The organism is Desulfogranum marinum, assembly GCF_963675105.2.
Taxonomy (GTDB): domain Bacteria; phylum Desulfobacterota; class Desulfobulbia; order Desulfobulbales; family Desulfobulbaceae; genus Desulfogranum; species Desulfogranum marinum.
The window spans coordinates 138,081-160,807 of sequence record NZ_CAXXRO010000003.1 but is presented as its reverse complement, the minus strand read 5'-3'; the positions used below and the strand labels follow the sequence as shown (position 1 = coordinate 160,807).

19 protein-coding genes and 1 riboswitch are annotated in these 22,727 nt (G+C 49.3%); of the genes, 4 read left to right on the top strand and 15 right to left on the bottom strand.

Translation table 11 applies throughout. From position 1 onward, the window contains the following. Positions 1 to 122 precede the first annotated feature (122 nt). Entirely contained in the window at positions 123 to 1,340 is a 1,218-nt protein-coding gene (locus tag ACHZCY_RS07595; protein WP_205221581.1) for an NADP-dependent isocitrate dehydrogenase, read from the bottom strand. Positions 1,341 to 1,914: 574 nt separating this feature from the next. Further along, a riboswitch (cobalamin riboswitch) is annotated at positions 1,915 to 2,141 on the top strand. A 173-nt stretch (positions 2,142 to 2,314) separates the two neighbouring features. Here ACHZCY_RS07595 and trpD point away from each other — a divergent pair. From trpD to cobT, 3 genes are read left to right on the top strand one after another with little or no spacing between them, the layout of a single operon-like run. Next, positions 2,315 to 3,421 carry an anthranilate phosphoribosyltransferase gene (gene trpD / locus ACHZCY_RS07590; RefSeq protein WP_319548426.1) on the top strand — a complete coding sequence of 369 codons (1,107 nt, stop codon included), beginning with the start codon at positions 2,315 to 2,317 and terminating at the stop codon, positions 3,419 to 3,421. Between the two features lie 2 nt (positions 3,422 to 3,423). Continuing rightward, positions 3,424 to 3,648: a hypothetical protein gene (locus tag ACHZCY_RS07585; protein ID WP_205221579.1), complete on the top strand. Its 225-nt coding sequence runs from the start codon at positions 3,424 to 3,426 to the stop codon at positions 3,646 to 3,648. Further along, positions 3,648 to 5,747 carry a nicotinate-nucleotide--dimethylbenzimidazole phosphoribosyltransferase gene (cobT, locus tag ACHZCY_RS07580; protein WP_319548425.1) on the top strand — a complete coding sequence of 700 codons (2,100 nt, stop codon included), beginning with the start codon at positions 3,648 to 3,650 and terminating at the stop codon, positions 5,745 to 5,747. The genes ACHZCY_RS07585 and cobT overlap by 1 nt, the downstream gene beginning before the upstream one ends. Positions 5,748 to 5,960: 213 nt before the next feature. On the opposite strand, the gene ACHZCY_RS07575 is transcribed toward cobT, so the two are convergent. The 14 genes from ACHZCY_RS07575 to ACHZCY_RS07510 form a co-directional block, all read right to left on the bottom strand. Then, complete coding sequence (locus tag ACHZCY_RS07575; RefSeq protein ID WP_205221577.1) at positions 5,961 to 6,224, bottom strand: hypothetical protein; 264 nt, start codon at positions 6,222 to 6,224, stop codon at positions 5,961 to 5,963. Positions 6,225 to 6,314: 90 nt separating this feature from the next. Continuing rightward, complete coding sequence (locus ACHZCY_RS07570; protein ID WP_394713386.1) at positions 6,315 to 7,784, bottom strand: Ni/Fe hydrogenase subunit alpha; 1,470 nt, start codon at positions 7,782 to 7,784, stop codon at positions 6,315 to 6,317. Continuing rightward, positions 7,781 to 8,689 carry an NADH-quinone oxidoreductase subunit B family protein gene (locus tag ACHZCY_RS07565; RefSeq protein WP_205221575.1) on the bottom strand — a complete coding sequence of 303 codons (909 nt, stop codon included), beginning with the start codon at positions 8,687 to 8,689 and terminating at the stop codon, positions 7,781 to 7,783. The genes ACHZCY_RS07570 and ACHZCY_RS07565 overlap by 4 nt, the downstream gene beginning before the upstream one ends. 11 nt (positions 8,690 to 8,700) lie before the next feature. Beyond that, positions 8,701 to 9,117, bottom strand: a complete 417-nt coding sequence (locus ACHZCY_RS07560; RefSeq protein WP_205221574.1) for a hydrogenase iron-sulfur subunit — start codon at positions 9,115 to 9,117, stop codon at positions 8,701 to 8,703. Positions 9,118 to 9,286: 169 nt separating this feature from the next. Next, a complete protein-coding gene (locus ACHZCY_RS07555) occupies positions 9,287 to 12,367 on the bottom strand; it encodes an FAD-dependent oxidoreductase (protein ID WP_319548423.1) in 3,081 nt (1,026 codons plus the stop codon). A gap of 14 nt (positions 12,368 to 12,381) precedes the next feature. Continuing rightward, entirely contained in the window at positions 12,382 to 13,866 is a 1,485-nt protein-coding gene (locus ACHZCY_RS07550) for a 4Fe-4S dicluster domain-containing protein (protein WP_394713385.1), read from the bottom strand. A 15-nt stretch (positions 13,867 to 13,881) separates the two neighbouring features. After that, positions 13,882 to 14,442: a hydrogenase maturation protease gene (locus tag ACHZCY_RS07545; RefSeq protein WP_205221571.1), complete on the bottom strand. Its 561-nt coding sequence runs from the start codon at positions 14,440 to 14,442 to the stop codon at positions 13,882 to 13,884. Between the two features lie 411 nt (positions 14,443 to 14,853). Next, a complete protein-coding gene (locus ACHZCY_RS07540; protein WP_319548421.1) occupies positions 14,854 to 16,008 on the bottom strand; it encodes a hypothetical protein in 1,155 nt (384 codons plus the stop codon). Positions 16,009 to 16,037: 29 nt separating this feature from the next. After that, positions 16,038 to 17,417 carry a TIGR01777 family oxidoreductase gene (locus ACHZCY_RS07535; protein ID WP_319548420.1) on the bottom strand — a complete coding sequence of 460 codons (1,380 nt, stop codon included), beginning with the start codon at positions 17,415 to 17,417 and terminating at the stop codon, positions 16,038 to 16,040. After that, positions 17,410 to 18,312 carry a TIGR01777 family oxidoreductase gene (locus ACHZCY_RS07530; protein ID WP_205221568.1) on the bottom strand — a complete coding sequence of 301 codons (903 nt, stop codon included), beginning with the start codon at positions 18,310 to 18,312 and terminating at the stop codon, positions 17,410 to 17,412. Before ACHZCY_RS07530 ends, ACHZCY_RS07535 begins: the two co-directional genes overlap by 8 nt. Positions 18,313 to 18,489: 177 nt before the next feature. Further along, on the bottom strand, positions 18,490 to 19,113 hold the full coding sequence (locus tag ACHZCY_RS07525) for a CDP-alcohol phosphatidyltransferase family protein (RefSeq protein ID WP_319548419.1): 624 nt from the start codon (positions 19,111 to 19,113) through the stop codon (positions 18,490 to 18,492). Continuing rightward, positions 19,106 to 19,813, bottom strand: coding sequence for a TIGR04283 family arsenosugar biosynthesis glycosyltransferase (locus ACHZCY_RS07520; protein ID WP_205221566.1), 708 nt, complete (start codon positions 19,811 to 19,813; stop codon positions 19,106 to 19,108). Before ACHZCY_RS07520 ends, ACHZCY_RS07525 begins: the two co-directional genes overlap by 8 nt. Beyond that, positions 19,810 to 20,445 carry a TIGR04282 family arsenosugar biosynthesis glycosyltransferase gene (locus ACHZCY_RS07515; RefSeq protein ID WP_319548418.1) on the bottom strand — a complete coding sequence of 212 codons (636 nt, stop codon included), beginning with the start codon at positions 20,443 to 20,445 and terminating at the stop codon, positions 19,810 to 19,812. The genes ACHZCY_RS07520 and ACHZCY_RS07515 overlap by 4 nt, the downstream gene beginning before the upstream one ends. A gap of 14 nt (positions 20,446 to 20,459) precedes the next feature. Continuing rightward, on the bottom strand, positions 20,460 to 21,512 hold the full coding sequence (locus ACHZCY_RS07510; RefSeq protein WP_319548417.1) for a phosphotransferase family protein: 1,053 nt from the start codon (positions 21,510 to 21,512) through the stop codon (positions 20,460 to 20,462). 494 nt (positions 21,513 to 22,006) lie between these two features. Between ACHZCY_RS07510 and ACHZCY_RS07505 the strand changes: the two genes are divergently transcribed. Beyond that, positions 22,007 to 22,543: a hypothetical protein gene (locus ACHZCY_RS07505; RefSeq protein WP_205221563.1), complete on the top strand. Its 537-nt coding sequence runs from the start codon at positions 22,007 to 22,009 to the stop codon at positions 22,541 to 22,543. The last annotated feature ends 184 nt before the right edge of the window (positions 22,544 to 22,727 follow it).

Sequence of the window (22,727 nt, the reverse complement as noted above, 5' to 3'; positions counted from 1 at the left end):
TGCCGGCTGTATATATCCAGCGACTGTAACAGCCTGATGCCAGTGTTGGTGAAACCTGATACTCGTTGACCTGTAGCGCGCTCTTGTTAGACTTTGTCAACACAGCATGTTGGCATGATGTATTAATCTTGCAGTGCGACTTGCAGGTTTTGGTCGAGTTTGGCGAGGAATTCCTCGGTGCTGAGAAATGGTTGATCGCCACCAACCAGTAATGCTAAATCTTTGGTCATGGCACCGGATTCAACTGTGTCGATACATACCTTTTCCAGCGTTTCGGCAAATCGGATCACCTCCGGAGTTTCGTCATATTTGCCGCGATAGGCCAGGCCGCGGGTCCAGGCAAAGATGGAGGCAATAGGGTTGGTAGAGGTCTTGTTCCCTTTCTGGTGTTCACGATAGTGACGGGTGACGGTACCGTGGGCCGCTTCTGCTTCAACGGTTTTACCATCTTCTGTCATCAGGACCGAGGTCATGAGGCCAAGGGAGCCGAATCCCTGGGCAACAGTATCTGACTGGACATCGCCATCATAATTTTTACAAGCCCATATAAAACCACCTTCCCACTTGAGGGCGGCTGCAACCATATCATCGATCAGTCGATGCTCATAGGTAATACCGGCTTGCTGAAATTGTTCGGCAAATTCCTGCTCGTAGACTTCCTGGAAAATATCTTTAAAACGACCATCGTATTTTTTCAAGATGGTGTTCTTGGTGGAGAGGTATACCGGCCAGCCCAGGTTAAGCCCATAGTTCATGCAGGAACGGGCAAAACCGCGGATGGATGCGTCCAGGTTATACATCCCCATGGCGCAGCCGCTGTCTGGAAATTCAAACACTTTATGTTCAATTGGGGCGCTGCCGTCTGCCGGTTCAAATTTCATGGTGAGTTTCCCTGGACCGGGAACAAGAAAGTCGGTGGCGCGGTACTGATCGCCAAAGGCATGTCTGCCTATAACGATTGGCTTTTTCCATCCTGGTACAAGCCGGGGGATGTTGTTGCAGATGATGGGCTGCCGAAAGACCGTACCGCCAATGATGTTACGGATGGTACCGTTGGGTGATTTCCACATCTGTTTGAGGTCGAATTCTTCAACCCGAGCTTCATCAGGGGTGATCGTAGCACATTTTACTCCAACGCCGTATTCTTTAATTGCGTTGGCTGCGTCAACCGTAATTTGGTCGTCGGTTTCATCACGTTTTTGGATGGAGAGGTCATAATATTTAATATCCACATCCAGGTAAGGAAGAATCAGCTTTTGTTTAATAAAATCCCAGATGATTCTGGTCATTTCATCGCCATCAAGCTCAACAATCGGATTTTTAACTTTGATTTTTGCCATAAAGTCACTCCTGTAGGGTAAGGGCGTGGTAGTATACTCTGTTTGTAATTGTATGCTTATAAAGGGGCGACCGCTATGGTTGAGTTACCCCTGTTTTTATCGAACTGTTTTTTACGCTAATAATTACAGTATCCGGTTGCTTCATAACTTTTAAGAAGGATTTAAACTTAATCAAGGCGGTCTTCAATTATTAATTGTTATAAGAGGTTAGTTAAGAGCTCCTTACCCATTTAAAATACAAGATATTGTTACAATGTACATCTTCCTTTGCTGCCTTTTTTAAGGCACCCTCTGCGCAAAATTTTTTGCCTTGTCAGCAACCGATAGACCAGGATGGCGCATGATCAATACAACGGCTACATAAATATAATTAGTTGGCCAGTTGACAGCGGGTTTGAAGTAATTATCTTTTGTATGTCTTCATCTCTCCTTCATTGAAGACAGCACCCTGACCCTCCTTTCGCCCAGCACCCCTGGTCAGGGTGCTTCTTTTTATAGATTTCATAGATGGTCCTCATCGTAATACTCTCCCCCTTCATATTGTCCATAGCCGTTGATAAATAAAGGAAGTTTTGTATACTAGTGCTATTCAGGTGTTTGATACCACTTGGTAGAAGGAAAGACGGTGGGAATCCGTCACAAACCAGTCATTGCTGTATTCGAAGTCTGTAGAGGCTGCTGCTCGTGCAAGACGGGTGTGCATCTCTGTAAGGGGAGTCACTGGAGTGAGTAATCTCTGGGAAGGCCGCCTCTGCAGTATACTTCGTGAGTCAGAAAGCCTGCCTGAATATACACAGATACGTATGATCTGTGACCACAGCCAACCACTGGATTCCTGTGTTTTATCATTTCTATACAACATTAATGCAGCATTTTGCTGAAGAGTCTTTGCTGTCGCTGTCCTCTTTACCCGGTCAGGTAGTGAGAACATTGACCGAGATACAGTGATTTGCAACCAGAAGGGGGAACTGGTTATGGATATTGCCTTAAATAAGGATTTTGGAAAGGTCATTACCGGTCTGATTCGGGGAGAGAGCTTGAATGCCGAACAGGCCTGTAATGCCTTTTGGCAGGTGTTAAATAATGACATTAGTGAGATGCAGCAGGGTGCGTTTCTTGCGGCGTTGACTGCAAAAGGGGAGACAGCCGAAGAAGTTGCCGGCGGGTGGAAGGCTATCTATGAACTGGATACGACAAAGGTCTCACTCCATGGAGAGGGGCCTGTTGTTGATAATTGCGGGACAGGGATGGATACCTATAAGACTTTTAATATCAGTACTGCTGCCTCCCTGGTTGCAGCCTCAGGTGGTATTACCGTCGCCCGCCATGGTGCGCGGGGCATTACTTCCTCTTGCGGGACCGTAGATATTGCCGAGGCACTGGGGGTGGACGTAGAATGTGATGTCGCCTATGTCGCAGATGCAATCGATAAGGTCGGGGTCGGCCTGTTCAATGGCATGAGTCCTAAGGTTCACCCTATGGCGTTAGGAAGAATATTATCCCAGATCTATTTTGGTTCACCTTTAAATATTGCGGCCTCCCTGGCCAATCCTGCCTTGCCGAAGATGGCCGTTCGTGGCGTATATGCCAAGGACTTGATTCTGCCAGTTGCCAAGGTCATGCAATCGATCGGTTATACAAAGGCCACTGTAGTGTACGGCGGAATTGATGGGAGTGACAAGGGGATGGATGAGGCTTCGGTGTGCGGTACGACCTACGGTGCACGACTTATTGATGGAGAAATTAGTGAATTTACCCTTACCCCTGAGCAGTGCGGGATACAGCAGCATCGGCCAGACGCTCTTGCTGCAGATCCAGACTTGGATCAGGCAGCCCTGAAAATGGTGGAACTGCTGCATGGGAAAGGTGATCCTGCACGCAGAGATGCAGTGCTGCTTAACAGTGGTCTTCTGTTTGAGTTAACCGGTAAAGCACCATCGATCGAGCAGGGGGTGACAATGGCCAGGGAATATTTGAAGGATGGACAACCGATTGACGTTTTAACCAGGTGGGTTGCTGAACAGAATCGTGATCCGGATAAGGGAATAGCGAAATTGGATGCTCTGATACAACAGGTTTAGCCATGCAGCAGCTCTTTATTCTTAAATCAGGCACTGAGTATTTTCGTTTTACCGACACCGAGTACACACGATGCTCCCTGCAAAAGGCCAGCGTTTATCCCATGGATTGTCTGGACAAGGTAAAACAACTGCATCAACAGCTGCAAGACGACGGCATCAGTGAAGCCGCTATCTTTATCCTGACCCTTACCGAACAACCCTTTACCGAACAGGCTGGTCGCGAATAATGAAACTCTCTCTCCTCGGTCCCGGAAAGCTTCAACCTGAGCATGTTGACATAGATTCACCCTGCGATAGCGGCAATGTACGACTCAAGGTCTGTTACTGTGCCATATGCCGTACAGATGCAAAAATGTGGGAGCAAGGCCATCGGGATCTCGTCCTCCCCAGGGTACTTGGTCATGAGCTGGTTGGCATTGAAGCAAAGAGTGGCGATTGGTACACGGTGTGGCCGGGGCAAGTATGCGGTACATGCTGGTATTGCGAACATGACCGGGAAAATTTATGCGATGCAATGCGTATTACCGGGTTTCATCATGATGGCGGCTTTGCCGATACAGTCGTCGTCCCAAAAGCAAGTTTAGTGCCCGTGCCGGTGATAGGGTCTCCCCATTTGTATTGTTTTGCTGAACCGGTTGCCTGTATTTTTAATGGTTTTGCAAATTTGTCCATAGGCCGGGGCAGCAAAGTCATTATTTATGGCGGCGGTGTTCTTGGCCTCTTGGCTGCTGTGGTGGCTCGTGCAATGGGTGCTGCGCCGGTGGTGGTTGAGCGCAGTGCCGAGAAAATAGCCAAGGCGCAACCGTTAATCGAGAATACATCCATCCGGATCTGTAAGGAGACCGTGGAGAGCGACTTTGACTGCGGTATTAATGCCTGTGACAGTAGCGTGGCCTTTAGTCTTTGTCTGACAAAACTGCGCAAAGGCGGCCGGCTCGCCTATTTTTCAGGTGTGAGCAAAAAGGAAGAAATAGGGTTTAATCTCCTTAACCTGATCCACTACAAAGAATTGGAGGTATTCGGCTCCTATGGTCCACGTCGAGAGCATGTTGTCAAAGCCGTTGCCTTTTGTGCCTCCCACCAATCCCAACTTGCCGGCCTGGTTGAGGCCATTGTTTTCCCGGAAACGGTACCATCGCTGATGCCTGAAGTGCTCAGCGGCAGGTCCTTTAAATATATTATTGATTTCAACCAGTCCGTGTCTGTGGGGCAAAAGCCTGCTCCAGCTGCAGTGGAGCGTACTGTCAGGCGTCCCCGTACGACGGTGCCCGCTCAGCTCAAATTACTGGTTGAAAAAGTTAGGCCCGTTGCCGAGGATATGCGCCGGTCTGCAGAAAAGAAGATCGATCTCAAGACCAAACCACTTGGCGCCTTGGGGCGAATAGAACCCCTGGCAGTTGCGTTAAGCGTGATGCAGCACTCATTGCAGCCGGCGATACAACAGCGACGAATGTTTGTTTTTGCCGGTGATCACGGCATTGTCGAAGAGGGGGTATCGGCCTATCCGAGCAAAGTGACAGTGCAAATGGTGGAGAATTTCTTGGCTGGTGGAGCGGCAATTAATGTTTTTTGCAATTTTTATGATATCGATTTGACGGTGGTCGATATGGGGGTCAAGGGTTCCTTTGCTTCCCATCCCTTGTTGATTGACAAAAAAGTGGCGGCCGGCACCCGCAATTTTGCCATTGAACAAGCCATGAGTAAGGATGAAGCGCTGTTGTCCATCGACTATGGGGCACAGGTGATAGGCCCCCGCAGAGAGGCCTCCAAGATGGAAATTATCGGTCTGGGAGAAATGGGCATCGGTAATACAACCGCTGCCACTGCAGTTATCAGTGCGGTTACCGGAATAGCTCCCGCACAACTTGCAGGAAGGGGAACCGGGGTTGATAATGAAGGCCTGCAGCGAAAGATCGAGATTCTTGAGAAAGCGCTTTCACTGCATCGACCCAATCCTGCGGACGGGCTTGAGATTCTTTCCAAGGTAGGCGGGTTTGAACTAGGTGGTATCTGCGGAGCAGTCTTAGCCGCAGCAGGCAATGGCTCTTGTGTGGTTTTGGATGGTATTATTTCTACGGCAGCAGGGCTGCTTGCCTATCTGCTTTGTCCCGAGGTGGGTGGCTATCTTGTTGCCGGGCATAAATCGGTTGAACAGGGGCAGCAAGCCGCACTGGAGTTCATGGGGCTAGAGCCGGTCTTGGATATGAATATGCGGCTTGGGGAGGGGACCGGGGCAGCCATGACCATGCACATAGCAGAGTTGGCAGCAAGGGTGATGTGCGATATGGCTTCTTTTACGGAAGCAGGGGTTGATGCACAACTCTAGATTAAAGCAATCGATGTGAGAACAAGGCACAACATCTTTTGTCGAGATGTTGTGCCCAATAGTATAACCGAAGAAAAGCGGTTACAGGCTTTTAGCCCGAAGGGGGAACTTTTTGATTGAAAACGAAAAACAGACTGTTAATTATACAATTACTTTTTGAGCAATAATATCAATTAATTGAGTTTGAAATCAAAAAGTTCATGAGAATTCGGGCTAGCAGCATTTGCCGGGTGCTTCTGCCTGGCGTACTGTTTCCTTGTATTCTTCGGTGTCGGTAAATTTTTCTTTTTCGATCTCTTCAATTTCTTCCCTGCTGAGATGAATTTGTCCGCATGCAGGGCAGTTAATTTCAAAGTCAGAGTCAGCGGCAATGGCTACGAGTTCATCCACAGTCATATGGCCGACATCTCCACAGGCCGTATCCGGGGCGGTTGCCCGAACCACTCGGCGCTGTTTTTTTGCTTTTGGTTCGCTCATCAGGCATCTCCTTTGTTGGTACGTACCTATTTGGGAGTGCTCCTGAATAGGTACGCTGGTATAAGAGGGCTGCCGAGGCAGCCCCGATTCTTATTCCATGTTTGACAGGTTAGCCAATTCTTCGCCTTTGGCGTTAACGATTGTAACAGACATTGGTGTACCACCATCCAGGTGGTGTGTCGCGCACGAAATTCATGGGTCGTAGGCGCGCACCGCCATTTCTACTTTGTTCAGTAGTCCCTCGTCATACACACCATCTTTAATAAGTGTGGTTGCTGCCTGCTTAACGCTCATGTTCATGGGCGCCACATTATGGGTGGTGCCGACAATCATGTTTGCTTTTACTATACAACCATTGTCATCGGTTTCATAATCATGGATCAGAGTGCCACGTGGTGCTTCCACCATACCCACGCCCCTTCCTGCTTGTGGTTCCACTTCATTACGGACATGGGTGTCGGTAATGCTGGTGTCGCTGAGCAGTTCCAGCGATCGTTCGCATGCATAGATTAATTCAATCAAACGGGCGTAATGGTAGAGCAGCGTGTACTGCGGGTACCGACCGAAGGAGGTCCTGAATTCTTCAAGCGCCGCCTGTGCTTTGGGAGTACCGATATGATCGCAGACATTGAGACGGGCAAGGGTATTGGCTCGGTAAATCCCCTTTGGCGCGTCCAGATCCATGGAAAAACCTTCGTCCCAGGTCTTTGCATACGGCATCTTCGCGTAGGACCAAGGCTCAACATGTTCACCAAGATAATCGGTGTACTCTTCGACAGGGAAGTCAGTGTACTCGCCGGTTGCACGCATCAGGCGAAGCTTACCGTCATAGATGTTGAGTCCGCCTTGTTCATCCACTGTGCCGAGAAAACCGGTGTTGATCACTCCTAACTGCTGAATCGCATCCATATACTTGCTAAAGACATTGTCTTTTGCAAAGTCGAGTGCGAAACAGGAGAAATCAAGCAAGGTCCGGCAGTCCCGAAGCATTTCCTGACGCTCACTTTCAAGCATAGGCTTGGCAAAACCGCCGGTAACCGCTGCAATCGGGTGAATTGCCTTGCCTGCAAATTTGTCGATCATCATCTGCCCTAGCTGACGCATCCGCACGACTTGAGTGGCCAGTTCCGGTGCCTGCTTGACAATACCCATTACATTTCGAACAGAGTAGTCACTGTCGGGCCCGATCACAAAGTCGGGAGCAGCGAGAAAAAAGAAATGGAGGATTTTGTCGTTGATGTGAGCCATTGTTTGGCAAAGTTCCCGCAGCTTGTGCCCGGTTGGGGATGGGGTTACGCCAAAACAACCGTCTACAGCCTTGTTGGAGGCCAAATGGTGCATCCAGGGGCAGATGCCGCAGATACGATTAACAATCCGCGGGACCTCTTCAGCGGGTCGCCCTTGGACAAATTTTTCAAACCCTCGCAACGACATCAGATGCATCTTGGCATCACTGACGTTACCGTTGTCATCAAGCTCGATGGCAATGGAAGCATGCCCCTCGATCCTGGTGACAGGTTGAATATTAATTACTTTTCCCATGGTATTATCACCTGTTATCTGAGCTTGTTATGTGCACCGGAGAACCTGAGCAGGTTCTTGCGGTCAACAACAGAGGTAAAGTCGATGCCGTTACTGGCAAGAGCATTCATCATGTCCAGCATCTGGTTGCCCTTATTGAGGACAGGACCGTAACAGCCCCGGCACGGAACCCGTGCGCTTATGCAACTGGGAGCGCCTCTTTTGGCACAACCTGCGGCTGTTACCGGCCCCATGCACATGAACCCCTGTTCGAGCAGGCACTGCATTTCTTCAACCCCTTTTTCAGGGTCAAATGCTGCGTTGGTTGTAAAACGTTTCACTTCCTTGATATCACCCTTGCCTTTTCTGATGGTTGGGCAGGTATCACAGACACTTTTGGTTGGCAGCTGCACCTCTTTGCCTTCCAGAAGTGCTGTAATAGCGCCGGCAATGTGGGCCGGATTGGGCGGACATCCAGGAACCAGAAGATCGATATCCACTATTTCGTCTAGGGCGTAGACCCTGTCCAGTGGTTTGGGCACGCCCTGGGTCGGTACCTGTGCACCTTCATCGGTGGTGGTGGTGCTAAAGGCTTCGTCAAATGCAGCCTCTGTGCCCCAGCTATTGATGAGAGCGGGCAACCCGCCGTGGGTGGCGCAGGTGCCCAGAGCAATGAGGATCTTGCATTTTTTGCGCATTTCCTCAAGTATTTCTTTGTGCTCTTCATTGGCGCACCCCCCGGAGACAATACCCACGTCTGCTTCGGGTATTTCCAGGTGTTCCTTGTCGCCGAGCTGGCCAAAATATTTATTGTCCATCAGTACCGGGATATGGACAAATTCAAGTTTTGAAAGCAACTCCACCAGAGGCTCGCCTATATTGAGAATGGCGATCTCGCATCCGGAGCACGAATGAAGCCATTCTTCTGCTACACGTACAGCCATGTTATGCCTCCTTATTTTGCTGTTTCGGTTGCTTTGACAGGGCCAAGTTTTTTCACGCGGCCTGTTACTTCTTTGACTGCAGCAACGAATTTATCAGGTTCGGCAGAGGACACCCAACTGATTTGAAATCTCTTGGGGTCTATGTTGTAGTCCTCCAGCAGAGTACTGATCATTTCCGAGCGGGTCATAGCTTTATAATTACCATCCAGGTAATGACATTCACCGAGGTGTCAGCCAAGAACCATGACCCCGTCTGCGCCGAGTTCAAAAGATTCCAGGACGGTCTCCGGGTGAACCATCCCAGAGCACATCACGCGCACAATCCTCACGTTGGAAGGATATTCCATGCGCGATATCCCCGCCAGGTCTGCAGCGGCGTAGGAACACCAGTTGCAGCAAAAGGCGATTATTTTCGGCTCGAAACTCATAATTTGCTCCTCATAAAGTAAATGGATCTGCTGGGTAAGTGCATTAAACTCCCCAGCGGCAACATGGAGAATATCTCGGTATCCGGTACGTCGATATTATCCATGACGCTTACTGGTTCACTTGTTGCGGATCCATAGTTCGGTGATTGGTGCAACACTGTTCTGGTCGTTATACTTCCAGCGCCGCCACAACCTGTTCTCGAATTTGATCAAGGGTAAAGCCGGCCACATTAATTCCCCGTTTGGGGCAGGTGCCCTGACAGAGACCGCAACCCTTGCATTTAGCCTTGTTAACCGTCACCCGCTTGGAAATAATACCTTCCTCATTGGTAGATTCGGTCAGACTGATCGCATGGTAAGGGCAGACATCTATACAAAGAGCGCAACCATCACAGTTTTCCTTGACCACTTCAGCCTTGATGGCCTCCAGGTTGATGGACTGCTTGGAAAGCACTGTTGCCGCTCTTGCTGCCGCTGCCATGGCCTGGGAAATGGATTCCTCCACAGGCTTGGGATAGTGGGCAAGGCCGGCTACAAACAGCCCTTCTGTTGCAAAATCAACCGGGCGCAGTTTAGCGTGCGCTTCCTGGAAAAAGCCGTCACCGTCCACCGGCAATTTAAACAGGGTGCCGATCTTTTTGGCGTCGGGGTTAGCCAGAATGGCCTCGGCCAGCACTACTGCGTCTGCCTGGATGGATACCGGTCGGTGTAGGACATGGTCCATCACCTTGACTCGGAGACCGTGCTCTGCATCCTGTTTGACTTCAGGTGCACCGTACAGTTCGTAATTGATAAAAAGAACACCCATTTCGCGTGCTTTTTTATACAATGCCTCGCGCTCTCCATAGGAGCGGATGTCACGATACAGGATATAGATTTGCCTGCTTGGATCTTCACGCTTGAGCTTGATCGCCGTTGCAATGGAGTGGGTACAGCAGACCTTTGAACAATACAACCTGTCAGTCTGCCTGGAGCCGACGCACTGGATAAAGACCACCGATTTGACGGATTTGGTGTTTTTATCACCAACGCGGCGGGCAACATCAAACTCAATCCCGGTATAAACTCCTTTCAGCTTGCCGTAACCATATTCCGTCACTGGTCGGTAACGTTTCCCGCCGGTAGCTATAACACCAGCTCCATGGTCAATGGTTACGGTTGCACCGTCTTTCTTCTGCACTGTGGTTTTAAAGTTGCCGATAAACCCTTCCACAGCGCTCACCTCTGCTTCCATGTGCAGGGTGATGTTATGATGTTCGTCGATACGCTGGGTCAACTGGGCGAGCTGCGGCTGGATATCTTCACCCTGCCAGGTGCGGTCAAGCCTTTTGGCAAAGCCGCACAGTTGGTCAGTTTTCTCAACCAGGTGGACAGGGTATCCCTGGTCTGCCAGGTTAAGGGCCGAGGTCATTCCTGCAAGACCGCCACCAATGACCAGTGCGGTTTGATTGACATCAACCGACAGCTGGTAAAGTGGTTTTTGGGGAAGGACCTTGGCCACTGCCATCCGGATCAGATCTTTTGCTTTCTGAGTGGCCTTTTTCGGCTCAGCCCCGTGGACCCAGGAGTTCTGGTTACGGATATTGGCCATCTCAAACAGGTATTCATTGATCCCTGCTTCTTTCAGGGTCTCCCGGAAAAGCGGTTCATGGGTACGTGGGGTACAGGCTGCAACCACAATCCTGTTCAGTCCCTTTTCCCTGATCCGTTTTGCCATTTGGTCCTGGGTGTCCTGGGAGCAGGAAAAGAGGTTACGCTCTACGTAGACAACACCTGGCAGTGTTTCTGCATAGGCGGCAACGTCCTCAACATCCACAACGCCGGCGATATTGGATCCGCAATGACAGACAAAGACGCCAACTGCGGTTTCTTCGTCACTTATGTCACGCTCTTGGGGAAAGGTCTGCTGCTGGGTAAGGCTGCCTCTGGAATTGCTCAGTAACTGAGCAGCACCAGCTGCGGCAGCAGAGCCTTCCATAACCGATTGCGGAATATCCTTGGGCCCGGCAAAGGCGCCGCAGGTGAAAATACCCGGCTTTGAGGTGAGTACCGGCAGGAAGTTGGAGGTCTGGGCAAAGTTGCCGCTGGTCATGGCTATGCCCAGGTTGTCGGCAAGGTTGACCACCTCTTTTGGGGTTTCAAGGCCAACCGAAAGCACGACCATGTCGTAGAATTCCTCAATCTGGCGACCATCTTCGTTTATATAGTGAACCCTGAGGTCACCTTCTGCGTTGACAGGCTCGACTCCGTGGATTCGACTCCGGATAAAACGGACACCGGAATCCTGTTTTGCCTTTTCATAGTAGCGGTCAAAATCTTTACCATGGGTTCGCATGTCCATGAAAAAGATACTGGTTTCCAGGCCTGGCGCATGATCCTTGGCAATAACAGCCTCTTTGATGGCATACATACAGCAAACCGAAGAGCAGTAGCCATTGCCGCATTTATTTTCGTCGCGGCTGCCGATACATTGCAGGAAAGCAACCTTACGGGCGGGTTTGCCGTCGGAGGGACGAATCAGATGCCCTTCGGTCGGCCCCGTTGCTGAACAGTACCGCTCAAGCTGCATGGTGGTGATGACATTTGGATACTTGCCATAGCCCCAGATGTTAGCCTCGCCGGGGGTAAAGGCCTGAAATCCTGGTGCCATGATGATCGAGCCCACGTTAATTTCGTGGATTTTTTCTTTATCATCAAAGTTGATGGCTCCTGCCGGGCAGACCTTTTCACAGGCACCACAGCGGCCCGGTTTGTTCAGATAGATACAGTTGTCCGGATCTATCTGGTATTTGAGAGGGACAGCCTGGGAGTATTTAACATAGATGGCCTTACGCTTGCCTGTACCGGCGTTGTATTCGTCTGTAACTTTTTTAGGACATTTTATCGCGCATTCACCACAGGCAATACATTTGTCCATATCCACATAGCGGGGAGATTCCTTGACGGTTACGGAAAAATCTCCTTCGCTGCCCTTGACGTCCATGACCTCGGATAAGGTCATCAGTTGTATATTTAAGTGCCGACCGCACTCAACCAATTTTGGCGCGATTATTCACATCGCGCAGTCGTTGGTGGGAAACGTCTTGTCCAGTTGGGCCATGGCACCGCCAATAGCCCCGCTGTTTTCCAGCAGATAGACAAAGTAACCGGAGTTGGCGAGGTCAAGCGCTGACTGCATTCCTGCAACCCCGCCCCCAACGACCATGACTGATCCGACAGTTTGATTTTGAGACACCGTTATTTCCTCCATAGTAACTTCGAATATTATTCGGCTGTTTCCTTATCAGCTTCCACTTCCTGGCCGGGAACGACCAGTGAGTCAGCAACCAGTTCCCAGAGATATTTGACTTCGATTCCAAGATCGAACTCTTTGTTCAGGGATTTCATGAGCTGATCTCTGCAGTTGTGACAGGGAGCAATGACAAGTTCTGCGCCGGTGTCTTCAATCTGTCTTGCCTTGACCCTGCCATAAAAAATGCGTTCTGCATTATATGGGAGTGCCCAGGCACCGCCGCCGGCTCCACAGCAGTAATTGAATTCACGGTTAGGTTCCATGTCCTGGAAGTCAGCACAGCATTCCTTGGTAATTATTCTGCCTTCCTCGTAATACCCGTAACCAAAGGCCTTTTCCGATTTCCTGCCGTAGTTGCAGGGATCGTGATAGGTAGCTTTCATGGTATGGAAATCTTGGCTGAGGGTAATCTTACCGGACTGGATGTATTCCAGCATCAGGTCGAAGACTGAGTATATTTTGATTTTTTCGAGTACTTCAGGAAACCATTTTTGCAACCCAGACCGGGTCGCGAAGTATGCATGGCCTCATTCGGGGAGGAGAAGGGCTTCGCAGCCGAGTTTCTCTATATTGTCGACAATTCTGCCGACAATGATTTTTTGCGACTTATCGTCACCGGAAAAAAGACCCCAGTTCACGCCTTCCCAGTTTTCACTGGCAACTGTCCAGTCCTCTTTTGCGGTGTGGAAAATTTTCCACCAGAACTTCATGTCATCGGGTTCGGCAAAAGGTTCCTTGGAGTTGATGGTTACCAACAGGCGAGCACCTTTTTTGTCGACTGGGACTGTAAACCCAGGGCACCCTTCTTCCTGCATTTCTTCCGCGAGATCTTCCAGCAAAAACAGAAAATCATCTTTTGGAATGCCAAGATTATTCCCTCGCTCAAGGCAGGTAGCAACACCTTTGTGGATCGGCCCCGGCACCTTGTCACGTTCCCTTTTGGAGCGCAGTTTCCGCATGAGGGCAACGATTTCAATGTTCATGGGACAAGCGTTTTCGCACTTGGCGCACATGGTACATTTCCATGGCCAGGTGGAATCAACTAGCTCGTCTTCCAGGCCAAACATAGCCATGCGTACTATTTTGCGGGGATCAAGGTCATCAACGCCTGCAATGGGACAGGCGCTGGCGCAGGTGCCGCATGTCAGGCAGGCATCGGCCCAGGAAGGATCCGTATAAAGGCTGTCTGTTTTTCGGTTGTTGAGGTCAATGGCATGGTTGCCGTTCTCCATTTCCGCCAGAGACTTAATTTCTTCGACCTCAATGGCCATGTTGACATCAACCTTGGGTACACGACCGAATTTGTCGCAGAGTTTAATGTACTCAGCAACATCCATCATGTAGCGTTTTCCAGGCCCTTCTTTGGCCGGTATGGTCCCAGTCCTGATCCAGTCGCGGATGGTGTTGCGGCGAACACCAATTTCCTCGGCCAGATCAGACGCTTTGAATTCATACATCATAGTACTGTCACCTCATTTGTGAGTCGCAGACACAATGTCCATTATCAAGTTGCAGGCAGTCGGCACTGCCTGTTGTATATCCAGTGAGAGGCCCTCAGTAACCTCTTCTGCCGGTTCGCTGATTTGAGCTACAACAATTGAAACCTTCACCTTGGTAAACTCCTGCAGTTCCTGCAGCATATTGACGGTCGGGAACTGATGGAGGGAAAAATCGTGTATTTTCTGGGCGGGAATGGCATCCGGGTCGATAGTGAAAACCTCGCCCGGTTGCCGGTCTTCGCGGTCTATGGAGTCAACAATGATGATATGTTTCGGGCGTAGTGTTTCGGCCAGCAGAAAATCAAAGAGCTGGTCTCGAATCGAGGTTCCGGCATCTATTGCCTCAACCTTTTCCGGGAGAGCGTTGTCTTTGTTTAAAGCGTTGATAACAGCCGGCCCAAAACCGTCGTCACCAAGATAGATGTTTCCGCAGCCAAAAATAACAACATCAGGGGCTGTAAATTTTTCTACAGGGAAAGCAGAAGTGAAATCTACGGTGTGCTTATTGTGTAAACTGTCTGGAAAGGATGCCATTTTTCTCCTACTCATGCAGTCAAACTGGTTGGTGTGGTGTAGAATTTATCTCGTATAGTACCATACTGGCAGCTATGCAAGCGATTTTTGTTGCAAATATGCAATGTTTACACTTTGCACAATTCGCATATCGAAAATCTAAGTTTTCCGAAATAGTGACAACTATTGATTCCTATTGAAGGATTTTGAATTGCTGTGTTGGAGAAGGCAGGAAAATACGTGGTGTGAAAAAATAATCACCGCTAAGTGGTGATGGAGAGCTCAGATAAATTGAATTGATACAATAAGATAAGTTTAATTGATTTTAGAGGGGCCTAACAATGAAGGGGGTGGGAAAGGGTCTTTTTCGATGAGTTGTGATCTTATAAACTGAGGTTTGTAAGGCACCATCAACTCACCGAACACGTAACATCAGGTTTGAGGTGTTTGTGTGGGTGCAGCCAACACCTCGTCTTCGACAAAGACCAACCGCTTATCAACCGTACTGTGATTGAAAAAGAGGATCACCAGCAGCCAGCAGTAACAAACTACGGCCAAGATGGCATAAAGAGGAAAGAAGTAACCAAGAGGGCAAAGAATGAAGACTGTTACCCAGTGGAGGATTATTAGCTTTTGCGAGTGGAGCTGGATAGGAAAATCCGCATGCCGACTGATTACGGCCATACCACTGAGGTTCCATCCGTAGAGTGCGGTAAAGGCATGGAGCCGCAGTAACGGGTGGCTGATCTCTTGTGTATAATATTGGGAAAATGACAGCAGGATATAGGCAATCCCGGTTATAGAGGTGATGAGCAGAAACATGATGCCGGAGGTGAGGAAAGTTTTTTGCTGTAGTCGTATACCTTTTTGCCAATAGAGGTAGAGAATATAGACAACTGCCAGAAAAAGAATGGTCGCTATTACCACTTGAGAAATAAAAAATTCTGCAAGAATAAATAGAAAAAAAATGATAACGCCCAGATTAATGGTCCAGAAGGCTGCTTCCTTAAATACTGCAGTGATTTGGATGCCGTCATTTCTCATAAGCGAAAAAATGACTGACATGGAGATCAGGGAAATCGGGAAAGAAAAGCCAAGAAAAAAAGTGTCGAGCTTTAGTTTTTCAATAGTGAACCAGTGCAGGTAGACAGAGTTGAGAATCACTGGGCTGGAAAAGATCAAGGCCAGGGAAAGGCAGAGCAGCGCTGCCTGGTGAAATTTTCTGGCCACACTTTCCTGTCGCGAAAATAATGCTCTTGGGAAACAGCAGTCAAAGTGGGTCATTCGCACCTTCTCCGTAATTACGGCGAGGCAGAGCGGAATGATCAATGCTGGGATATACCACTGCATGAAGGCACAAAAGGCAAAAGCAAGTGCCAAGCCGAGAAAAACCTGGCCTCGTTTGGAGAGTTGGGGTTTATCCTCGGTAAAATAAATAAGGAGTGTCCCGCCGCTGCAAAGGTTGAAAAGAAAGATATGCAGTCGTTCAAAATTGAGTATTTCAGGGGCAACCAGATGATGAAGAAACCCACAGCCAAGGGCGATGGTCATCATGGCCAACAGTAATGTTTTCAGTTTCCAGCTCACTGTGATTAACTTCCGATATGATGTTGAGATTATTTTTTGCCCAAAAGTGTTTTCAGGGCGGTTTCCAGGGAGGGGTGGCGAAAGGTAAAACCCGATTGCTGCAGCTTGTCTGTTGCAACCCGACATCCGCCGAGCAGTACTTCAGAAGCCATCTGCCCGTACAGCGTTTTCAGCGCACGCGCAGGAATACCAGGCAAAAGGGGGCGTCCCACGACCGTAGCCAGGGTGCGCATCAGTGCGGCATTGGTGACCGGTTCCGGGGCCGCAATGTTGACCGGTCCGCAAAGGGTATCGCAATGCAGGGCATGGAGCATGGCCGATATCATGTCATCGATACTGATCCAGCTGATGTACTGCTCGCCTGATCCGAAACTTTTAAAAAAACCGACAGGAGACGTGCCAAGGAGGCGCTGCAGCGCTCCGCCTTTGGGGCTGAGCACCACACCTATGCGCATAAAAATCGTTCTGATCCCCGCTTGCTCGGCAGGTGTGGCTGATCGTTCCCAGAGCGAACAGACATCGGAAATAAAATCGGTCCCGGACAGATCCTCTTCGCGCATGCAGCAATCTTGGCAGTCACCGTAAAACCCGACTGCAGACGCACTGAGCAAGACCTTAGGCTTATGGTCGAGTGCGGCAATGGTTCTTGCGATCAACCCTGTTCCCTGTTCGCGGCTGGCAATCACCCGCTGTTTTTTTGCATCGCTCCAGCGACCTTCACCTATATTGTCACCTGCCAGGTGGATTACCCCGTCAAGCTCCGGTAGGGCCTTGGTGTCTATGATACCCTGTTCCGGATTCCAAAATATTTCATTTTTTGCGGGGTCTGGTGTCCTTCTTACCAGCCGCCATACTTGATGGCCGCCTGTCGTCAGTAAAGGGCAGAGCGCCCGGCCTAGGACACCGCTGGCTCCGGTGATCAGGATGCGCATCGGTTTGCTGCTGTATTTTTTATGGAGCTCGATATCACCTCGCAACGTCGCATGGCGATAAGAAAATATCCTTTCCAGCATGGACTCAACCATACGCTCCGAAAAATCGGGCAAGAGCGAGTGGACGGGCAGTCTGTATACGATACTGTCTTCCAGTTTGCTTCCTTGTGGATCGGTATAGAACAAGTGGCTGTGCTCCCAGCGGGCAAATGGCCCCTTGTGCTGGATGTCTTTGAACATCACACCTGGAATGTCTTCCACGTGGCGTGCGTGCCACTGGTAAGGGATGGGGCCTGCATGCAGTTTCAGGGTGGTGGTTCCTCCTGGAGCTATTCCTCCCTGTTTGGCAATAACAGAGGTGTTTTCCCAGGGAGGAATCAACCTTTCCAGAGCACCTTCACGGCTATGCCAGGCGTACAATTCGTACGGGGAACAGGGAAAGCTGGAGGCGTAGGTAAAGGTTTTGTCTTCAGCCACGAAGTATCTCCTGCAGCGCGGGTTTTAGTTCCGGATAGGAAAAAATGTACCCATGGTTTTCAAGGGCCTCGGGAATAGTTTTTTGTCCCTGGAGTAACGATTCGCCAAATTCTCCAAGGATAAGTTTCATTATAAAGGCCGGGGTCGGAAGAAATGCCGGACGATTGATAACCTGGCCAAGTTGACGAGCAAATTCTTTTTGGCGAACAGCCTGTGGAGCTGTAAAGTTGAAGGCGCCATGGATGTCATCACCGAGCAGGATGAAGAGAATGGCGTTTATGATGTCATCAAGGTGGATCCAGGGAAACCATTGTTTTCCAGAACCGATCGGTCCTCCAAGGCCAAATTTAAAGGGCAGTTTCATGGTCTGTATCGCACCGCCTCCTTTACCAAGGACCACACCAAACCGCATCAAGGCAACCCTGCTCCCCTTTTGCTCTGCTCGGAGAGCCTCATTTTCCCAGTCGCGACATACTTTGGCCAGAAAGTCTGTTCCATTCTCAGCTGTTTCTCTTTTTTCATGTTCGCCTCCATCACCATAGTAGCCTGCTGCAGATGTGCTGAGCAGGATCGTGTCTGCATTGGAGGGGATAGCCTCAACCAAGTGACGGGTCGTGAGTACACGGCTATTGTAAATCTTTTCCTTGTAGCTGGCGGTCCAGAGATTGAATACAGAACGACCGGCCAGGTTGACAAAGGCTTCGTGGTCGGCAACGCTTAGCTGCCATTCACCTGGCTTGCTGGTATCGGCGGAAATATAGTTCAGATGTGGGTGAGATGGGAGACGGCATTGACTGCTGCTGCCGAGTATGGTGGTTTCATGGCCAAGTTCCAGTAAACGCGCGGTCAGTGCCGCACCGACAAAACCGGTTCCTCCGGTAATGAAAATCTTCATTGGCTCCTCCTCTCTGTTGTGGCATAGGCTCAAAATGGTAAGTCTTCTTTGGTAGCTTGTAGCGTTGCCTGTTTCCGGCTAAAGATGAACTTTGTAACAATTTATAATCATTTGAGATTGTTTGCCCACTCATTTCTTGAAAATAGAGTTGAATTTAGCAGACACAACGTGCTGCGTTTATTTGAATCTTTTGTGCTTCTTGCATACCTGGTACCCATAGAGGATTCGCATACAAGCAGTGAAAAAGCAACAGCTGCCAAAAAACCAGGCAACAGGTTGAAAGAAGACTGGAAACAGGCAGCAGACGGCAAAAAAGAAAATGGTTTCCGTGCCCTCTGTGAGCCCACCTAGATAGTAAAATCCTTTGTTGGGGAGGCGGAGGCTGATCAGCTGAAAACGTTCTGCCATAATCGAAAAGGCAAGAAAACTCGCACTGGTGCCCATAAAAGAAAAAAGGAGGAAGGACGCTGCAAGGCTGTTCTCGGCAGGGTTGCTGAGTCCAAAGCCAAAAACCACTGCCGCGTAGAAAAGAAAGTCCAGTACAATGTCCAGAAAGGCGCCGCTTTCAGTAGGCCGGGTGAGTCTGGCCAGTGGGCCGTCCAGTCCGTCTGCCAGGCGATTGACGAGAATGACAGCAAGCGTTGTCAGGTAGCAGTGCTTCCATAGCAAGGGGATAACAAGCAGGCCCACTGCAAAACCGCTGAGAGTGACCTGGTTCGCACTGATGCCGCATCGGTTGAGGGCAAGGGCTCCTTGGTGCAGCGGTTTGTTGAGTAATTTGAGGGAGAGTCGGTCAAGCATGGCTGCCTCTTTTGACTCCCTTTGCACGTTGATATAAGCGGGCGAGTCGAGCAGGAGGGATGCCCATCAGGTGACCAATGATAATCAGCTGGTTTATAAGGGTGGTTTTGACAATACCCATGTTGTCCCACCTGCGGCTGGAGGTGATCACGGCCTGGGGCAGGGTTATGATTTTTCCTCTTTTGCCTAGGCTGCGTACAAAATAATAGTCTTCCATTATGGGCAGGTTGGGGAAACCACCAACAGCTCGAAACGTTGCAGCTGTGGTAAAAAGCCCCTGGTCGCCATAAGGCAGCTGCAATATTTTTGAGCGGAGATTGGCTCCGGCAGCAATACAGTGCAATGACCAGTGTGCACTGTCTATATACAGGGAAAAAGCCCCGCACGATACATCGGGTATTTGCAGGGCTTGCGTAATGAGGGGGGCGTATCCTTTGGGGAGTAGGGTGTCTCCGTGGAGGAAGAGCAGGATGGTTCCTGCTGCATGATATGCACCAGCGTTCATCTGTGTAGCCCTACCTGGCGGACTATGGATAACTGTCGCACCTGCCAGGGTAGCCAGTTCCTCGGTATTGTCGGTGCTGCCGCCATCCACCACCACTATTTCGATTGTATCGCCGGCCTCAATGGTATCGATCACAGTGGTAATGGTTGCAGCTTCGTTGAGGGTGGGGATAATAATCGAAAGCATTGTGTTCATTCCAGCAGCTCACTTGGCAGGGTGTCAAGATCATCTGGTCGGTCGATATCGCGCAGCAGGGGAAGCGGAGCAAAGGTGATGTGATGCTTTTTGAGTGCGGCAATGGTTTGTTTGCATACCTTGGAGGTGGACCAGGTAATGTCTGTAAACAGTGAGGATAAAAGCCAGGGTAGGGCCTGCCGGTGAATACCAATCAGATAATAACCGCCGTCAGTGGATGGGCCGATAACTGCCGTATGGCTTGTAAGGTCGCTGAAGGCTTTTTTTAACAGGGGCGTGTCAATGGCAGGAATGTCGCTCCCTATAAGAATAATATGCTCTGCACCATCAGTGTAGCCATCCATAAAGGCGTTATACATACGCATGCCAATATCTTTGCCGTGCTGTTTTACATAGCGAAGTTCCTTGCCCAACCATTGTTCCATCTGCCGCACTGTGCCGCCTTCGTAGTAAATAAAAATATCTGTTGCTTGATCACTGTGGAGCAGCAGAGCCTGTTGTATCATCAGCTCCGTCATTTTTCGCTGCAGCTCAGCCGCACCATGTGGACCGAGCTGTGGTATCAGCCGTGTTTTAGTCGTTCCCGGTTGTGGGAAACGGGTAAAGAGGATAAGGCGTCTCGGGGCGTACATGGGACTGGTAATAATCAGAACCGAATAAAAGGGGAAAAAAGGGAGCGTATAAACGTGGCATCCATATAGCGGGTCAGTGTTTTCCAGGTTTGCTCATTGCGTACTCCTGCAAAATCCTGTTGATAAGCAACCCATGCCATGGCTGACCAGGAAATGCCGCGCAAGAGCACATAAGGCATTTTTAATCGCATGCGCTCATCCAAGGTATCTTTGAGGGACTGATTGTGTATGTGTTGTGTGTAGGTGTTTAAAAAAAGCTTGGTTGACAAAGTATCAATACGGTAGTCTGTTTTCCAGAGGGTTGTCAATGGGGAGATAAAGTGGCACAGGTCACTTGAGGGGTCTCCCCAGCGTGGCATTTCCCAGTCAATGAGGTGGATGGTGTCGTTTGTTGGGTTAACGATGAAATTGCCGGAATTGACCTCGGTGTTCACGATGCATTGGTAGGGAGCATCCAGGTAATATGTTTCCTTTGTTTTGTTCTCCGCTGCCCAGGCCAGGATATCCTCCAGGAGGGAGGCTATTTTTCGGTCAGCAATGGGGGCCTTGAAATAGCTCTCCAGCAGTCCGCTGCATTCATCAAAAATAAGGGTCAGTGGTTGTTTTTCTCTGATCAGGTGGTTGTTTTCCGGGGCCACCTGAACTTGATGGATCGTACTGAATACCTTGGCTGCTGCTGCAATGTCGGTGGTGTAATTCAGCGACCTTCCCGGCAGGTATTCCATGATCAATATCCCCTTGTCTATCAGCTCTTTGCTGTCATCCACATGGTAGGGCTGTGGTGTAACCCCGGAGTGGCGAAGAAGCTGCAGCGCGTTGTATTCGTAGAGGATTTGGTCTGGTCGATTGATCTGGGAGGCGATATTGATCCGGAACACTGCTTTCGACATCGGTCCGGAAAGCAGGTAATTGATATTGTATTCTCCTTGAGCCAGTGGCTTGACCGATATGGCTGCAGGCTTGTCGCCACCTGGAAACGGCGGTTTTATTTGCTCAAGGTAGTTCATAACCTTGGACTGATATTCGGCAAAAGGGGAATCGTTTGAAAAAGAATTGTTAGAGTCCATGGTTACCGGTAGGGTGGAAAGTAAATGGATGCATTATTTTGATTGTCTTCTCCTCATAACATAAGAGCTTCCCGAGTTAGTTGGAATTGTACATTATTCTGCACCCCTTTGGGGCGCTAATTCGCGTTTTGGCCGTGATCGTCAATATTGCTCATATGCGTTTCTAGCGACATTTGGACAATGGGGCACGAGAAGTATCCTTGTCTTGAAGAAAAAACGGCTACAGCAATGCTCCAGTGAGTGTTTGCGGAATACACTAAAAACCGAGTCGATCTAAAATCGAAAAATATATGGCACAAAATGAGAGGCTGAACAAGCCATTCGGAGTACATAAAGGTATTGTGTGATCCCCAACAGATCCAGTAAAGATAGGATTTTTTCACCAGCACCATTTGAAGGTAACGACAATACAGAGCAGGGCAACGTAATGAAGTTTGCTTCCTATTACTGACGCCCGACCCATCTTAAACCTACTTCTTTAGAGGAATAACAACTTGGAAACAGATTTCAAAACCAATCTCCTTAAAATGGCTAACAGAATAAGAACGGATGCCGGCTATGAAGTAAACAATGATTACCACAAGTCATCATCCTTGGTAGCGTCCGATATAATGGTCAAAATTCATGCCGCCAAGTTAATCTTTCCATCTGCCGAATCACTTGGTGTCAACGATGCTATTACAAGTTCTATTATGATGTGTTTGATATGTTCCAGTATAGCCGACAATTTGGATAACGAAGGGGTGAAAGTTGATGTAGCTGAAATTGTAAATGAAACAGGCAAGACCATTTATGCACTTCTCGCAGAAGACACCGCGCAGACAATCGTTAACAAAGGTTTTGAGAACTATCTGGTGCTGGTAAATGCCGTTACCACACAAGAGCAGATTAAAAAGTTTATCGAGACAATGTCCAAAATAACCACCTCATACATTGTATCATCCAATATGAATAGTGATCAGGAAGTGCAGGAAAAAGTGATGTATGTCTATGGCCAGCAGTTTGACCAGTTAAAACAGACGCTTGCTTAAGTGTGGCGATCCGGGCCGGGTGGCTCGTGAGGAAAAAAGGAGCAGGTTCTGCTCATTTTTTCCGTTGGTGCGGAGATGTCATTGACAGAGTAACTCTCCGTTTTCCAATGGACATTGCTTGTCATGACTGTCACTTGAAATATTTTAAAAAAGATGCCTTGAATATTGGCTTTTTCCTTTTCGC

What these genes read in the sequence shown, in the direction of transcription:
- ACHZCY_RS07595 (WP_205221581.1), bottom strand. Translation starts at nt 1,340, where the DNA reads ATGGCAAAAATCAAAGTTAAAAATCCGATTGTTGAGCTTGATGGCGAT.
- trpD (WP_319548426.1), top strand. Translation starts at nt 2,315, where the DNA reads ATGGATATTGCCTTAAATAAGGATTTTGGAAAGGTCATTACCGGTCTG.
- ACHZCY_RS07585 (WP_205221579.1), top strand. Translation starts at nt 3,424, where the DNA reads ATGCAGCAGCTCTTTATTCTTAAATCAGGCACTGAGTATTTTCGTTTT.
- cobT (WP_319548425.1), top strand. Translation starts at nt 3,648, where the DNA reads ATGAAACTCTCTCTCCTCGGTCCCGGAAAGCTTCAACCTGAGCATGTT.
- ACHZCY_RS07575 (WP_205221577.1), bottom strand. Translation starts at nt 6,224, where the DNA reads ATGAGCGAACCAAAAGCAAAAAAACAGCGCCGAGTGGTTCGGGCAACC.
- ACHZCY_RS07565 (WP_205221575.1), bottom strand. Translation starts at nt 8,689, where the DNA reads ATGGCTGTACGTGTAGCAGAAGAATGGCTTCATTCGTGCTCCGGATGC.
- ACHZCY_RS07545 (WP_205221571.1), bottom strand. Translation starts at nt 14,442, where the DNA reads ATGGCATCCTTTCCAGACAGTTTACACAATAAGCACACCGTAGATTTC.
- ACHZCY_RS07530 (WP_205221568.1), bottom strand. Translation starts at nt 18,312, where the DNA reads ATGAAGATTTTCATTACCGGAGGAACCGGTTTTGTCGGTGCGGCACTG.
- ACHZCY_RS07525 (WP_319548419.1), bottom strand. Translation starts at nt 19,113, where the DNA reads ATGCTTGACCGACTCTCCCTCAAATTACTCAACAAACCGCTGCACCAA.
- ACHZCY_RS07520 (WP_205221566.1), bottom strand. Translation starts at nt 19,813, where the DNA reads ATGAACACAATGCTTTCGATTATTATCCCCACCCTCAACGAAGCTGCA.
- ACHZCY_RS07515 (WP_319548418.1), bottom strand. Translation starts at nt 20,445, where the DNA reads ATGTACGCCCCGAGACGCCTTATCCTCTTTACCCGTTTCCCACAACCG.
- ACHZCY_RS07510 (WP_319548417.1), bottom strand. Translation starts at nt 21,512, where the DNA reads ATGGACTCTAACAATTCTTTTTCAAACGATTCCCCTTTTGCCGAATAT.